Annotated in this window: 18 protein-coding genes; 11 read left to right on the forward strand and 7 right to left on the reverse strand. The window is 69.9% G+C overall.

All coding sequences use genetic code 11. The features are described from left to right. Positions 1-76: 76 nt before the first annotated feature. A complete protein-coding gene (locus tag HZS55_RS20615) occupies positions 77-1,198 on the reverse strand; it encodes a pyridoxal phosphate-dependent aminotransferase (RefSeq protein ID WP_179909412.1) in 1,122 nt (373 codons plus the stop codon). Positions 1,199-1,351: 153 nt separating this feature from the next. Here HZS55_RS20615 and HZS55_RS20620 point away from each other — a divergent pair, with 153 nt between their 5' ends. Then, entirely contained in the window at positions 1,352-1,999 is a 648-nt protein-coding gene (locus HZS55_RS20620; RefSeq protein WP_179909413.1) for a DUF6517 family protein, read from the forward strand. 58 nt (positions 2,000-2,057) lie between these two features. Here HZS55_RS20620 and HZS55_RS20625 read toward each other — a convergent pair whose 3' ends face one another. Then, entirely contained in the window at positions 2,058-2,492 is a 435-nt protein-coding gene (locus HZS55_RS20625; protein ID WP_179909414.1) for a DoxX family membrane protein, read from the reverse strand. 253 nt (positions 2,493-2,745) lie between these two features. Then, positions 2,746-3,717, reverse strand: coding sequence for a phosphoadenosine phosphosulfate reductase family protein (locus HZS55_RS20630; RefSeq protein ID WP_179909415.1), 972 nt, complete (start codon positions 3,715-3,717; stop codon positions 2,746-2,748). 193 nt (positions 3,718-3,910) lie between these two features. Here HZS55_RS20630 and HZS55_RS20635 point away from each other — a divergent pair, with 193 nt between their 5' ends. Further along, positions 3,911-4,606, forward strand: coding sequence for a stage II sporulation protein M (locus HZS55_RS20635; RefSeq protein WP_179909416.1), 696 nt, complete (start codon positions 3,911-3,913; stop codon positions 4,604-4,606). A gap of 84 nt (positions 4,607-4,690) precedes the next feature. Beyond that, positions 4,691-4,945 carry a HalOD1 output domain-containing protein gene (locus tag HZS55_RS20640; RefSeq protein WP_179909417.1) on the forward strand — a complete coding sequence of 85 codons (255 nt, stop codon included), beginning with the start codon at positions 4,691-4,693 and terminating at the stop codon, positions 4,943-4,945. Positions 4,946-5,019: 74 nt separating this feature from the next. Here HZS55_RS20640 and HZS55_RS20645 read toward each other — a convergent pair whose 3' ends face one another. Continuing rightward, positions 5,020-5,625, reverse strand: a complete 606-nt coding sequence (locus HZS55_RS20645; RefSeq protein WP_179909418.1) for a DUF7110 family protein — start codon at positions 5,623-5,625, stop codon at positions 5,020-5,022. Positions 5,626-5,821: 196 nt separating this feature from the next. Between HZS55_RS20645 and HZS55_RS20650 the strand changes: the two genes are divergently transcribed. The 5 genes from HZS55_RS20650 to HZS55_RS20670 all read left to right on the forward strand — a co-directional run bounded on the left by HZS55_RS20650 (position 5,822) and on the right by HZS55_RS20670 (position 9,589). Next, positions 5,822-6,271: a DUF5788 family protein gene (locus tag HZS55_RS20650; protein WP_179909419.1), complete on the forward strand. Its 450-nt coding sequence runs from the start codon at positions 5,822-5,824 to the stop codon at positions 6,269-6,271. After that, on the forward strand, positions 6,268-8,010 hold the full coding sequence (gene polX, locus HZS55_RS20655) for a DNA polymerase/3'-5' exonuclease PolX (protein WP_179909420.1): 1,743 nt from the start codon (positions 6,268-6,270) through the stop codon (positions 8,008-8,010). The genes HZS55_RS20650 and polX overlap by 4 nt, the downstream gene beginning before the upstream one ends. A gap of 161 nt (positions 8,011-8,171) precedes the next feature. After that, positions 8,172-8,609, forward strand: coding sequence for a Mut7-C RNAse domain-containing protein (locus tag HZS55_RS20660; RefSeq protein ID WP_394353568.1), 438 nt, complete (start codon positions 8,172-8,174; stop codon positions 8,607-8,609). A 63-nt stretch (positions 8,610-8,672) separates the two neighbouring features. After that, positions 8,673-9,167, forward strand: a complete 495-nt coding sequence (locus HZS55_RS20665) for a DUF5797 family protein (RefSeq protein WP_179909422.1) — start codon at positions 8,673-8,675, stop codon at positions 9,165-9,167. Positions 9,168-9,265: 98 nt separating this feature from the next. After that, on the forward strand, positions 9,266-9,589 hold the full coding sequence (locus HZS55_RS20670) for a DUF5783 family protein (protein ID WP_179909423.1): 324 nt from the start codon (positions 9,266-9,268) through the stop codon (positions 9,587-9,589). Positions 9,590-9,626: 37 nt separating this feature from the next. On the opposite strand, the gene HZS55_RS20675 is transcribed toward HZS55_RS20670, so the two are convergent. Then, positions 9,627-10,709 (reverse strand): DUF5787 family protein, encoded by a 1,083-nt coding sequence (locus HZS55_RS20675; protein ID WP_179909424.1) that lies wholly within the window; start codon positions 10,707-10,709, stop codon positions 9,627-9,629. A 164-nt stretch (positions 10,710-10,873) separates the two neighbouring features. On the opposite strand from HZS55_RS20675, the gene HZS55_RS20680 reads away from it, so the two are divergent. Beyond that, positions 10,874-11,287, forward strand: a complete 414-nt coding sequence (locus HZS55_RS20680; RefSeq protein WP_246308316.1) for a DUF5684 domain-containing protein — start codon at positions 10,874-10,876, stop codon at positions 11,285-11,287. Between the two features lie 85 nt (positions 11,288-11,372). Here HZS55_RS20680 and HZS55_RS20685 read toward each other — a convergent pair whose 3' ends face one another. Next, a complete protein-coding gene (locus tag HZS55_RS20685; protein ID WP_179909425.1) occupies positions 11,373-11,822 on the reverse strand; it encodes a bis(5'-nucleosyl)-tetraphosphatase in 450 nt (149 codons plus the stop codon). Between the two features lie 125 nt (positions 11,823-11,947). Between HZS55_RS20685 and HZS55_RS20690 the strand changes: the two genes are divergently transcribed. Then, a complete protein-coding gene (locus HZS55_RS20690; protein ID WP_179909426.1) occupies positions 11,948-12,262 on the forward strand; it encodes an uS10/mL48 family ribosomal protein in 315 nt (104 codons plus the stop codon). Between the two features lie 115 nt (positions 12,263-12,377). Continuing rightward, the gene (locus HZS55_RS20695; protein ID WP_179909427.1) at positions 12,378-13,658 is read left to right on the forward strand and encodes an amidohydrolase; all 1,281 of its coding nucleotides are present in this window, start codon (positions 12,378-12,380) and stop codon (positions 13,656-13,658) included. A gap of 23 nt (positions 13,659-13,681) precedes the next feature. Here HZS55_RS20695 and HZS55_RS22485 read toward each other — a convergent pair whose 3' ends face one another. After that, positions 13,682-14,107 (reverse strand): type IV pilin, encoded by a 426-nt coding sequence (locus tag HZS55_RS22485; RefSeq protein WP_218927250.1) that lies wholly within the window; start codon positions 14,105-14,107, stop codon positions 13,682-13,684. Positions 14,108-14,243: the final 136 nt, after the last annotated feature.

Below are 14,243 nucleotides of genomic sequence, written 5' to 3' on the forward strand. Positions count from 1 at the left end.
CGTTCCGCACGCGAATGTCGGCCGGGCTCGAACCGCGACGGGTCGGTCCGGCGGACCACCGGAGCGCGCCGACGCGTCAGGCCACCGCGTCGTAGGCGTCGCCCATGATCGAAAGCGCCTCCTTCAGCGTCTCGACGTTCACCGCGTAGGAGATGCGGGCGTAGCCCTCGCCGTGCTCGCCGAAGGCCTCGCCGGGGACGACGACGACGCCGCGGTCGATGACCTCGTCGACGAAGCCCTCCGGCACTTCGGGCATCGCGTAGAAGGCGCCCTTCGGCGTGGGACAGTCCAACCCGATGTCGGCGAGGCCGTCGAGGAGTACGTCGCGCCGTTCCTCGAAGGCCGCGACCATCTCGTCGACGGGCTCTTGCGGGCCGGTCAGGGCGGCCTCGGCGGCGTGCTGGGCGGCGGCGGTCGCGCAGGCCTGGCCGTACTGGTGGACCCGCAGCATCCGCTCGATCCGGCGGTTGGAACCGGTGACCCAGCCCAGCCGCCAGCCCGTCATCGAGTAGGTCTTCGAGCAGGCGCTCACGACGACGACGTTGTCGGTCTCCGCGAACTCGATGGGAGAGCGGTGTTCGCCCTCGAAGACGATGTGTTCGTAGACCTCGTCGGAGATGCAGAGCACGTCGTGCTCGTCGGCGATGCGGGCGAACTCGCGCATGTCCTCGGGCGACTGGACCGCGCCCGTGGGATTGGCGGGGCTGTTGACGATGAACGCCGCGGTGTCGTCGGTGATGGCCGCCTCGACCGCCGCGGGGTCCATCGTGAGGTCGTCTCGGAGCGCGACCGGCTTCGGTTCGCCGCCCGCGAGGTGGGTGAGCGCGTCGTACGAGACGAACCCCGGGTCGGGGAAGACGACTTCCTGCCCCTCGTCGACGTGCGCTTCGAGAGCGATGTGCAGCGCCTCGCTCCCGCCCGCGGTGGCGATGACGTCGTCGGGGTCGACCTCGATGTCGCGGTCCGCGGCGTACCGATGGGAGATGGCCTCGCGGAGCGACTCCGTGCCCTTGTTCGAGGTGTACTCGTCGGCCTCGCCCGCGCGGATGGCCTCGATGGCGCCCTCGCGAGCGTGCTCGGGCGTCGGGAAGTCCGGCTGGCCCAGCCCGAGGTTGATCGCGTCCTCGCCGGCGGCCTCGAAGACCTCGCGGATCCCGCTTATCGACACCTGCTCGACGCGTCGGGAGAACTCCGTCATACCACATTCGCGGGCGCGCTCCCCGATAACTGTTGAGGGTCCGCGCCGTCGCGCTCGGTCGAGCGGAGCCACCGAGTCCGCCGGCCAGTCCCGTCGACGCGCCCGACCCGACCACCAGCAAGCTTACCCGCGTCCCGGCACGACGAGGAGACCATGCACGCACGACAGGGGCTGGCGGCGCTGGCGGTCGTCCTCGTGACGGTGACGGCGGGCTGCGGGTTCATCACCGGCCAGAGCGCGCTGGCGTTCGCCGCCTCGCCGGCGACGGCGAGCGACGACGCCCTCTCGGAGACGGGCTACGAGGAACTCGCCGTCGCCAACTCGACGGTCACGCGCAACTTCAGCGCCGCGGGTCAGACCCGGCAGGTCGAGGTGACCAACCAGCAGGCGAGATACGAGCGCGCGGTCGACCTGGGACCGCTGGGCTCCCAGCGGGCGGCCGCGTTCGTCACCTTCGCGAGCCCCGAAGTGGAGGTCGCGACGCGGACGTTCAACCCCGTCTCGGACATGTCGACCCAGGAGGTTCTGAGCCAGTTCGAATCCCAGTACGAGGGGCTGTCCGTGGGCAGTCACGTCGACAACCGCAGCGTGCGAGCGCTGGAGGGCCAGCGTACCCTCCAGCAGTTCGAGGGGACGGCGACGCTCTCCGGCAGCGAGGTCGACGTGTACGTCCACGCCGCGAAGTTCGAACACGAGGGCGACTACATCGTCGCCGTCGGCATCTACCCGCAGCGCCTCGACGGCGAGACCGAGAGCGTCGTCGCGCTCACCGAAGGCCTCGAACACGACACCGAGGAGTAGCCGGAACTACTCGACGAACCCGAACGTATTTTCCGGGCCGTCCGCCGACCGCGTGTACTCACCGGCCGGACCGGCGCAGCGCGTCGAGCAGGACGGCCCACGCCAGCGCCGAGAGGCCCACGTCCCGGACGAACACGTCGACGAAGAAACCGCCCTCGACGACCGCCGCGAGGGCGAGATAGGCGGTCGTGGCCGAGAGCGAGACGGCCGCGACGCCGGCCGCGAACGCGGTCGCCCGGTCGGCGAGTATCGCCGCGCCGAAGCCGACCTCCAGAACACCGTTGACGAGCATGAACGCGACCGGCGAGACGACCAGCCACGGCGCCAGCCAGTCGGTGACGTAGGCGGCCCAGACGCCGGGCGCGAGCAGTTTGTGGACGCCGGCGAGCAACACCATCGCACCGAGCCCGGCGCGGGCGACCGAGAGCGGCGCCGGTGTGCGGTCGACGAGCCGAGTCACCGGCTCGTCGCCGACGAGGCGGCGGAGGTCCATCGACCCGTCGTTGGGGGCGCTGGTCCAAAACGGCACCGGGCCGACCCCGGGATCGGAACGTCACGACGCGTTCGACCGCTCTCGCCGTGACCGCTCGCTCGTCGGCGGTCTCGGGCGAGCGTGTCGTGAAACGGGAGCGAGCGACGGCGACCGCGCTCGACGGCGCGCCGCCGCAACCGCGAACCGCGTCGCTCGCACTGGTCGGTCACACGTCGAAAAGGCCGGTCCGCGAAGGAGTGGTAGCCGGGCGGCGTTACATGTAGCCGAGGTCGCGCAGGCGCTCCATCAGGTCCTCTTTGTCCTGGGCGCGGCCGGCGCGTTCGGTCGTCGAGTCGAGATCCTGCTGCCAGGCGGGCTCCTCGGCGGCTTTGTCGGTACTGACCTCGCTACCGAGCGAGCGGAAGCCGGCGAAGTACTTCGGCGAGACGGGGATGTCGTCCTGTGCGACGCCCTCGGGGAGGTCGTCGTCGGTCTCGGGGACGTAGCCCTCTTCGGGGAAGTCCTCGACGGTGTCGGGGACGACGAAGTTCCAGAAGGCGTCCCAGACGGCGGCCTCGTCGAACTGGAGGATGGTCTGGACGCGGTCGTGGGGCGGGTAGATGTCCGGGTCGTGCCGGGGCGAGAAGAACGTCTCGTCGGCGCGGGACTCCTGCTCGTCCCAGCGGATGCCCGAGATGATGCCGTCGACGTCGTGCTCCTCGATGGCGTCGTTGAGCGCGACGGTCTTGAGCAGGTGGTTGCCGACGTAGGTGTCCAGCAGGAACGGGAACGAGTCCTCCTCGTACTCCAGGATGTTGCGGACGTGGTGCTGGTTGTGCTCCGAGAGGTCGTCGATCTCGATATCGTCGCCGGGCTCGAGCCCCTGCTCGTCGACGATCTCGCCGACGTCCTCGTTGCGGGCCCAGATCACTTCGAGGTCCCACTCGTCGGCCCAGTGCTCGACGAAGTCGATCAGCTCGTCGAAGTGCTGGTAGTGGTCGATGAACACGACCGGCGGCACCTCCAGGTCGAACTGGTCGGCGACCTCCTTGACGAAGTAGAGGGTGAGCGTCGAGTCCTTGCCGCCCGTCCACATCACGACCGGGTTCTCGTACTCCTCGAGGCCCTGTCGCGTGACCTCGATGGCCTTCTCGATCTTGTCGTTGACGTGCGGGTAGTCGGCCGGGTCTTCGCCTTCGCCTTCGCTGTAGTCGACGTCCAGGTAGTCGGGGAACTCGGCTGACATCGGTAATGAGATGTAATTACCGGGTCGGTTAAGTTCTTTTTGGAGGACCAGTCGTCTGTCGGATGTGGCCAGTTGGCACGGGGCGAGCGGTGATCTGGACCGGCGGTCGGGGCGGGCGATCGGAGCGGGCGGTCGGGGCGGGCGTTCGTGTCGGTCGGAGGACAGAAGGGGGTCGGGGTCGAACGGGGAGGTGATGAGTGCCGGCACCGACCAGCGCGGCGGAGCGGCGGACGCACCGGATTCCGAGGAGGGCGCCACCGGCGAGAGGCGGTCGATCCGGGAACTACACCGGGAGGCGCGGTTCACGCGGTGGTTCCGGTGGCACCTGGTCGCGGCGCTGGCCGTCTTCTTCGGGAGCGCGTTCGCGGCCTACGCGGTCGTCGGGTCGATCCCGATCGCGCAGCTGGAGGCGCTGATCGAGGAGGTTCAGACGGGGATGCCGGCCGACAGCCCGCTGCCGGAGCTGGCGTTCGCGCCGCTCTTGCTCAACAACCTCAGGGCGCTGCTGTTGATCGCCCTCGGGACGATCACCGGCGGGCTGCTCTCGCTGTTCGGGCTGGTCGTCAACGGCGCCCTCGTCGGCGCGGTGGTCTCGGTCGTCGTCCGCCAGACCTCGTGGGCGGTGGTTCTCTCCCTGTTGATCCCCCACGGAGTGATCGAGCTCTCGGCGTTCTTCGCCGCGGCGTCGATCGGGCTGCGGGTCCCCCACCGGATCGTCCGGTATCTCCTGGGCTGGGACGAGACGCCGCTGTCCCGGGTCGAACTGTACGAACTCGCCGTCATCGCGGCGCTCCTCGTCGCCATGATCGGCGTCGCCGCCTGGATCGAGGTGTACCTCACCCGCGACGTGGCCGAGTGGCTCCTGGGTCCCGGCGCCCTCCCGGAGTGACGGGCCCGACCCGGCGTTCAAGTTCGTCGATCGTCGTATGAACCTTCGGTGGAGTTATACGTGGGACTGGAGAACCCGCGCTCAATGAGTACGACCGCACCAAGTCACAGCGACGATAGCCGGCCGCCGAGCGAGGTCGTCGTCTCGTCGGTCGCGGCACACAAGGGTGTCGAGCAGGTCGCGCTCCCGCCGCTGTACGAGGCGCTCGACCCGGACGCGCTCGACGCGCTGTTCACGACGCCCGGCGGGGCCGCCGGGCGGGTGACGTTCGACTACGCGGGCTGTACGGTCGAGTGCGCGAGCGACGGGAGCGTCGACGTGCGCGACGCCGCGGCGTAGGACGGGGACAGCGGACCAGCGGCCGGTAGACCGGTGGGTACGGGAGAGCGAACGGGAACCGATAGGAACGACGGCTATCCGCTGATGAACTCGTTGTCGCGCCAGTTGACGCCCTCGGAGTCCTCGTCGTCGCGGGGGTCCTCGACGACGTTGATCGAGGCGGGCCGGTCCTCGCCGTCGACGATGCGGACGGCTTCCAGATCGTCGTCGGGGCACGTGATCGCGGTGAGCGTGCCCTTTTCGGCCACGCGGGCGATCTCACAGAGCACGAGGAACATCTCGTACTGGAGGGTACTGTTCTGGAGGACGGTCTCGCGGTCGCCCTTGAAGCAGGCGTACTCGACGAGCTCCGAGGGGGGTTCCTCCTCCTCCTCTTCGAGGGCGCCCCACTGCGGGCCGCCCGCCGTGTCGGTGGTGTGGACCGGTGAGCTGTCCTCGTCTTCGTCCTCTTCGATCTCCTCGTAGACGCGGTTCTCCGTGACGCTGGCTTTCAGCTGTGCCGTCGGCGTGTACTTGCTGATGCTCTCGTCGGCGGAGACCGCGCTGATGATGAGCGTGTTGTTCCGGCGGGTGATGTCGACGTCTTCGATGTCCTCGGGTAGATCCGGGTCATCGAAGAAGTCGTACACGTCCTCCAGGGGCAGTTCCAGTGTCGAGTGGAGTCTGTATACGCGGGACATAGTTGATGGAATCGCCGGCCGTCCGCTGACGACGGTGCTACACCTGCGTAGGACGCCCACCCATATAGGGCCTACCCTTCCGATTCGGCACAGACTTGCCCGTCACCGGCGGGCCCCGGTCCGTCCCCACCCCGCGAATCCACCGCGGACGGCGGCATCGCGTGGGTTTTTCACCGTCGAGACCGGATCCCCGACCGTGCAAGAGTACGAGCGCAAACAGCTCCTGGAACGCATCGGCCGCGAGGGAGCCACCGTGGGTGCGACGATCCCCGAGCGCATCGAGATACAGGGGGAGCACATCGACCTGCGGGAGTTCGTCTTCGAGATCAAGCGCCGCGACACCGTCCCCGCCGGCGAGCGCGAGCGCGTCGATCAGGCCAAGAAGAACCTCCGGCGCGAGCGCCGCGAGCGCAAGGAGATGATCGAGGACGGCGACATCTCCCGTACGGAGGGCGAGGAGTTGACCGAGGCGATCGTCGGCATCGACCGCGCGCTCAACGCCCTGGAGAACCTCGGCCCGACGAACCTCGAAGCCGAGATCGAGGCCCAGGAGACCGCCGACAAGAAGCGCTGGATGAACTTCCTCAAGAAGGCGCTGGGCCAGGACCAGGACAGCCAGGGGAGCCACCGGTCGAGGTCGCCATGAGCCGCAACGACGAGATCGCCGACCGCCTCGAGGAGTTCGCCGACCGCCTCGAAGCCGACGGCGTCGAGTACAAACCGCGCGCCTACCGTCGCGCCGCCGAGAACGTCCGCGACTCGCCCGCCGACGTGGCCGGCCTCGCCGCCGACGACGGCGAGGCCGCCATCGGCGAGATCGAGGGCGTCGGCGACGCCATCTCCGCCAAGATCGTCGAGTACGTCGAGACCGGCGAGATCGAGGAGCTGGAAGCCCTGCGCGCGGAGATGCCCGTCGACATTGGCGCACTCACCCGCGTCGAGGGCGTCGGCCCGAAGACGGTCGGCAGCCTCTACGAGGCGCTCGGCGTCGAGACGCTCGACGACCTCGAGGCGGCGGCCGAGGCCGAGGAGATCCGCGATGTCAGCGGTTTCGGCGCCAAGACCGAAGGGAACATCCTGGAGAACATCGAATTCGCCCGCGAAGCGACCGAGCGCGAGTTACTGGGCGAGGCCCGCCCCCGCGGCGAGGGTGTCGTCTCGTATCTGGACGGGCAGTCCGGCGTCGAGCGGATCGACCTCGCGGGGTCGCTGCGGCGCTGGAAGGAGACCATCGGCGACGTGGACGTGCTCGTCGGCAGCGACGACGCCGAGGCGGTGGTCGCGGCGTTCGTCGACTGGCCGGAGGCCGACGCCGTCATCGAGGCCGGCGACCAGAAGGCCAGCGTCCGCTCGGGGGAGGTCCGCGTCGACCTCCGGGTCGTCGACCCCGCTGAGTTCGGGAGCGCGCTGCAGTACTTCACCGGCAGCAAGGACCACAACGTCAAACTCCGGAACGTCGCCATCGAGGCGGACCTGAAGATGAACGAGTACGGCGTCTTCGATGTCTCCGACGTGGACGACCCCGACGCCGACCAGCGAGCGGGCGAGCGCGTGGCGGGGGAGACCGAGGCGGGGATGTACGAGGCGCTGGACCTGCCGTGGATGCCCCCCGAGATCCGGGAGAACTGGGGGGAGATCGAGGCCGCGCAGGCGGGCGAACTGCCGGATCTCGTCGAGCCGTCGGCGATCCGCGGCGACCTCCACACCCACACGGGCTGGTCGGACGGCGACCACACGGTCGCGGAGATGGTCGAGGGCGCCGCCGCCTTCGGCCACGACTACGTCGCGATCACCGACCACGCCACCGGGCCGGGGATGGTCGGCGGCGTCGGCGTCCCCGACGAGGAGTTGCGCGAGCAACTGGAGGAGGTCCGAGCGGTCGCCGACGAGGCCGACATCGAGGTGTTCTCCGGCGTCGAGGCCAACGTCGGCACCGACGGATCGGTCTCGGTGGCCGACGACCTGCTGGCCGAGCTGGACGTGGTCGTCGCCTCGCCCCACGCCGGGCTGGACGGCGACGGCACCGACCGGCTCGTCGCGGCCGCCGAGCACCCCGAGGTCGATATCATCGGCCACCCGACGGGCCGATACATCAACCAGCGGTCGGGGCTGGACGTGGACGTCGAGCGGCTGGCGTCGGCCGCGGCCGAGTCCGACACCGCGCTGGAGGTCAACTCGAACCCGGCCCGGCTGGACCTGGGCGGCGGCGCGGTCAAGGCCGCGGTCGATTCGGGAGCGACGATCGCCGTCGATACCGACGCCCATCGGCCCGAGAGCTACGAACTCGTCCGCTACGGCGTCCACACGGCGCGTCGGGGCTGGGCCCAACAGACCGACGTACTCAATACGCGAGGCGTCGAAGGCCTGCGCGAGTTCCTCGAATGACCGGCGACGAGTCCGACACCGACGAGCGCGCGAGCGACCGGCGAGCGAGCACCGCGACCGCCGACGCGGTCGCGGACGAGGGCGCGGACCGGGGCGACCGCGGTGGTCGCGGCGACGGCGACGGGGGCGAGTTCCCCCAGGAGCCGGCGGGCGAGACGGCGCTGTTGCTCGACACCATGCTCGGGAAGCTGGCGACGTACCTGCGGATGTGCGGGTACGACGCCGCCTACGCGGGCGAGCGCGGTATCGAGGCCGACGACGACGTGCTGGCGCTCGCCCACACCGAAGGGCGGGTGCTGGTGACCCGCGACCGCGAGCTGGCGGCCCGCGCCGAGCGGTCCCAGCCCCTCTCGACGCGGGAGGTGACCGAGCAACTGCTCGAACTGCGGCGGTCGGGATTCGACCTCGAACTCGCCGACGAGCCCGCGCGCTGCTCGGCCTGTAACGGCCCGCTCGAACGCGTCGACCGGACCGAACCGACGCCCGACTACGCTCCCGAGACTCACGAGGAGACCGTCTGGCGCTGCCGTAACTGCGGTCAGCACTTCTGGAAAGGCAGCCACTGGGACGACGTGGCGGGCACGCTCGACGACCTGTGAGCGAACCGTCGGCGTCCGGCAAGCAACACGGATTAATAACCCGGTGAACCTACCCTCGGAGGAATGACGCTATCGGACGAGGCCCGCGAGCGACTCGCGGACGTGGTGGCGCTCCAGCCGACGAAAAACGCCGAGTTGCAGGCCCAGTGGGACATGGACAGCGGGAGCGACGTCCACCAGTACCTCGAATCCGAGCTGAAAGACTACTACTACCGCGACGAGGACAGTCTCATCTGCGCCACCCCGGAGGCCAACAGCCTGGTCGGCGACGACGTGGAGGGCGAGATCGACGAACAGGTCGTCACCGTCCCCGCGTTGCAGGCCGCGGCGATCGACGCCCTCCCCGACCACGACGACGAGCCCCAGAGCGTCGTCGCGACGCTGCACGACCTGCGCGACGCCGGTCGCGACCCCGAGGTCGACGAGGTGCGCTCGGCGCTGCGCTCGCTCGCCGAGAAGGGCGTCGTCGAGCGCGTCCAGAAGACCGTCCCGACCTACCGGCTGGCCGTCGAGCGCGACGCGCTCGAAGTGCAGCGGCTCGACGACGAGAGCGACTGACCGACGGCGACGACCGACGGCGAACGGTGCGGCCCGCTCGCACCGGTCGGCCCCGTCGAACGGAGTCGTTTACGGGCTCGCGGCCGTACGGCCGGGCGATGACCGCCTTCGACCCGGAGAAGTTCGAGGACAAGTACGTCCACTACATGGACGAGCTACAGGCCGCGTACAAGAACGCCTACCAGCACTTCCACGGTCGATACGACTCGACGCTGCTCAAAGCGATCGACCGCCGCGTGCTCGACGAGAGCGAACCGCTGTACCAGGGTGACGGCGAGTTCCGGGTCGAACTCCCGGAGAATCCGCGCGAACGGGCGGGAGACCTGCCGGTCGACGACGAGACGTTCGACGCCGTCCTCGACGAGTTCGTCGAGCGAATCGAACTGGAGTTGCGGCGGATCTTCGGGTTCGAGGAGGACTGAGTGCGGGTCGCGCGCCGTACCGAACGGTCGCAGCCGCCTACGCTCTCTCGTCCAGCTCGGGTCGCTGACGCCGCCGCTGGCGCTCCAGCAGTCGCTTGATCCCCTTGCCCGGCCCGCCGGAGATGGGCCAGTCGCCCGACCGCCACACCGGCGGTTCGGGTTCGAACTCCGAGCAGGAGCCCGAGCACTCGCCGGCGGTGGGGTGACATTCCTTCGCGGCGCAGTACGGGAGAAACCCCGCGGACTCGTCGGTGAGCCGGAAGTGTCGGCAGTCGGGGCGCATCGTGTCGGCGTAGGAACGCCAGCCGCGGCCGTAGGCCCGCTCGGCGAGTTCGAGCCGCTTGTCGGCCTTCCACTCCGGATCGGCGTACTCGAAGCGGGCTGCCGAGGCGTCGCGGTCCCCACCAGCCGGTCGTTCGAGAATTCTGGTACCGGGGTCGTCGACGGGCAGCGAGCGGGGGTGCCAGGACACCGCCGCGTCGCCCGCCGCGTCGACCGTGAGGACGCCCGCCTCGACGGGCACGTCCTCGATCAGCGCCGGCTCGACGGTCCCGCCTGTCTCGGTCGTGGCGACCCACACCTCGTCGGCGAGCGAGATCGCCACGTCGCGCTCCAGTTGCGGGCCGAGCGCGCGGGCGGCGCTGGCGTCCAGATCCGGCTTGTTCTCGATGGCGACGATCCGCTCGACCCAGTCGGGGTAGACCCACTTTCGCCGGATCTCGACGCGGTTGTTCGACCGGCGACGGGTCTCGACGACCCCGCGGTCGGCCGCCTCGTGAACCGCCTCGCGGACGTACCGCCAGGGGTAGCCCGGATCCGGGAGAGCGTCGCGGTACCAGGTCCACTCCGCCGGCGCGTTGCGGACGACGTGGAGCAGGTCCGAGTCGAGTTCGTCGAGCCCGAAGTTCGCCCGCAGGGCCAGTCCCTCGGGGTCGCACTCGACGACGACGGTGTCCCATCGGCGCCGCTTGGTCCCGATCTGTCGGGCGACGACGGCGACGCTGTCGCCGTCCCCGGTTTCGGTCCCCGCTGGCGGCCACGCCCGCTCGGCCCACTGACAGACCGCCAGCTCGAAGAGAAACTCCGAGTCGTCGACCGCACCGCCGCCCGTGGGTGACACGACCCGACGTAGGCGCCGCCGGGCGGATATACGTTTCGCGAACCGGTACCAGTGCGACGGGTCGTCGACCGGTGCTCGACCTCGATACCCGCGGCCGAACGTCGGAGTGTCCCTACCTGTCACTGGTACGTAGTTTTAAATGAGGACGCGCCGCAGGTGCGACCATGGTCGGAGATCCACAGGGGGTCGGAGTCGGAGCGGTGCTACAGGCGGGTCCGAGCGCGGGCGAGGCGTTCTTCTCGACGTTCCTCGTCCTGTTCGGCGCGGTGCTGCTGGTGACGCTGGTCAGTGTCGCGGGGGTGTGGAAGACCTTCGAGAAGGCGGGACAGCCCGGCTGGGCCGCCGTCGTCCCGGTCTACAACGTCTACGTCCTCGTCGCGGAGATCGCCGACCGCGACATCCTGTGGGTGCTGTTGAGCATCTTCGTCCCCATCGCCGCGGTGATCCCGATGATCGACGTGGCGAAGGCGTTCGGCAAGGGGACCGGCTACGGGGTCGGGCTCGCGTTCCTCGGGTTCGTCTTCTTCCCGTTGCTGGGCTTCGGCGACGCTCGCTACCGCGGCGCGTCTCCCTACTGAGACCGGCGCGGTCGCTACCGACGCGGCTGGTCGCCGACAGCGGTCGACCGTCCCCGCGCGGGCGGCTCCCGCGACGCGGCCGTCGTCACTCCTCGTCGTCTTCGTCCTCGTCGTCGGCGAGTTTCTCGTCGAGGAACTCGTGGGCCTCTTCGAGTATCTCGCGGGGGCCGTCCTGCGTGACGGTGTTGATGGCCTGTTCGTAGTCGCGCCACTGCAGGTCGCGGTGCTCGTGGGAGAGCTCCGCCGACGCCTCGAACGAGCGGGCGATGAACAGGTGTACGGTCTTGTGGATCGTGTTGCCGTTGGCTTCGAACACGTAGTCGTAGTCCTCTCGGAAGCCGTCCAAGAGCCGGAAATCGCCGATCCCGGCCTCCTCTTTCACTTCGCGGATGGCGGTCTGCTGGAGCTCCTCCTCGCCCTCGACGCCCCCTTTCGGGAACTCCCAGTCGCCCGGGCGACTCTTCAGGAGGAGGTACTCCCGCCGGCCACGCGTATCGCGAAAGAGGATGGCTCCCGCGCTCGTGGCCTCTATCATTGCCACTAAGTACTCTATCACTCCTTAAGTGAATATCGGAGCGTCGTCACGGTGACCACTCGGGTTCCCAACATGACCTGGGGGCAAACGCATGGCTTATCCCGGTGCCCGGCGACCGGACGGACATGCCCTTCGTCACGAAGCTCACGTTCACGAGCGGGGACCGACGGCTCCTCGACGACGTCGTCGACGGGGTCAAGGCCGCCGCCGAGCGCAAGGGCGTGGAGCTGAAAGGGCCCCATCCCCAGCCGCCGACGGACCACCGCGTCCCCCAGTCCAAGCGGCTGGCCGCCGACGGCGGGAGTTTCGAGCCCTGGCAGTACACCGCCTACACCCGCACCGTCGAGGTCCACGGCCACGACGACTTCGCCCGCTCGGTCGCCGGCGACGACTACCCCGACCGCATCCACGTCGAAGCCGAGATCGAACAGGTCCGCTGAGTTCGAGCCGGCGACGCGTCGCTGTTTTCGAAGGTCTCGCGGCCACGGCGCCGTCCCGGCGATCGAAACCGCCGTCGCCGAAACCGACACGTTCTCGCGGCGCCCACCACCCCGTATGAGCGCGCCGAGTCGCGAGCGACTGGTCGAGTTACGCAGGGCGTTCCACCGCAGGCCCGAGCCAGCCTGGCGGGAGTTCTGGACGACCGCGCGGATCGTCGACGAACTCGAAGCGATGGACGTGGACGAACTCCTGGTCGGCCCGGAGGTGCTCGCCGACGGGGAACGCATCGCCGTCCCGGACGACGAGGAACTCCGGCGGTGGTACCGCCAGGCCGAGGAGGCGGGCGCGAACCCAGAGACCCTGGAGCGACTGCGCGGCGGGCACACGGGCGCCGCGGCGGTCCTCGAACGGGGGTCGGGTCCGACGGTCGCCCTGCGGGTCGACATCGACGGCCTCCCGCGCGCGGAGTCGGACGACGACGCGCACGTCCCCGCTCGCGAGGGCTTCCGGTCGGAACACGAGGGGGCGATGCACGCCTGCGGCCACGACGCCCACGTGACGATCGGGCTCGGCGTGCTGGAGGCGGTCGCCGGCAGCGACTTCTCGGGGACGCTGAAGGTGTGCTTCCAGCCCGCCGAGGAGGCGATCGGCGGCGGGAAACCGATGGCCGAGAGCGGCCTGCTCGACGACGTCGACTACCTGCTGGCCGTTCACGTCGGCCTCGACCATCCGACGGGGGAGGTCGTCGCGGGCGTCGAGGGGTTCCTGGCGGTCCACCAGTTCCGGGCGGACTTCTCGGGCGAGTCGGCCCACGCCGGCGGCCGACCGGGGTCGGGGCGCAACGCCGTCCAGGCGATGGCCGCCGCGGTGGGGAACCTCTACGCGATCCCCCGTCACGAGGACGGCGTGACCCGGGTCAACGCCGGGAGGGTCGGGGGCGGGAGCGCGACGAACGTGATCCCGGAGACGGCGTACATCGAGGGCGAGGTCCGCGGCGAGACGACCGAACTCATGGAGTACATGCGCGACCGCGCCCGCTCGGTGATCGAGGGCGCGGCGGCGATGCACGACTGCGACGCCGAGTTGACGCCCGAGGGCGAGGCGCCGGGCGCCGAGAGCGACGACGCCGTCGTCGACGTGGTCGAGGCGATCGCGGGGCGGACGGCGGGCGTCGACTCCGTGGTGCGCAACGACGACCTGGGCGGGAGCGAGGACGCCACCGTCCTGATGAACCGTGTCCACGAGCGGGGCGGGCGAGCGGCGTACGTCGGCGTCGGCACCGACCATCCGGGGGGCCACCACACCGCGACCTTCGACGTGGACGAGGACTCGCTGGTCCCGGGCGTCGAGGTGCTGGCCGGGACGATCCTGGCGCTCGCGCGCGACCGGCCCTGAGCGGGGGAAGACGAGCCCCGAACTCAGGCCGCGGGGCCGCGCCAGCGGTAGAGGACCCGTCCGCTCGCGGCACCGGGTTCGACCCACGAGACGGAGATCTCCGTCCGCGAGAGGTCGAGCCGGCTCGCCGCCGCCGGACAGACCGTCCCGACGGTGACCTGCGCGTCCGTCCCGGCGGCGACGGTCGACCCCGGGAACCCGAGCTCCCCGAGGTCGTAGCGGTCGGTGACCGACCCGACGCCCCGACACCCCGCGTTAGCGACGTGGACCTCTACGTTCTCGCCGGCCACGACGTCGCCGCCGGTGAACTCGACCGTGAGTTCGTGACCGCCCCTGTCGACGTCGAACTCGCTCTGGACCGCGACGGTGGGCGACCCCGACAGCGATCCCTCGAACCCCATGAAGAACGTCGCCGCCGTGGCCGCCAGCAGGACGGTGATCGCGACCATCAGGATGACCCCGATGACCGGTGAAACAGCTCTCGACGAGTCGCTCCCTATCATGCTTGCCTTCCCCACGCGCGCCTGAACGCTGTCCGGACGCCCCCACGGGGCGGCGACCCCAGCCGACGCCCCGTGCTCGCCC

This window comes from Halosimplex rubrum (assembly GCF_013415885.1).
In the GTDB taxonomy this organism is placed as follows: domain Archaea; phylum Halobacteriota; class Halobacteria; order Halobacteriales; family Haloarculaceae; genus Halosimplex; species Halosimplex rubrum.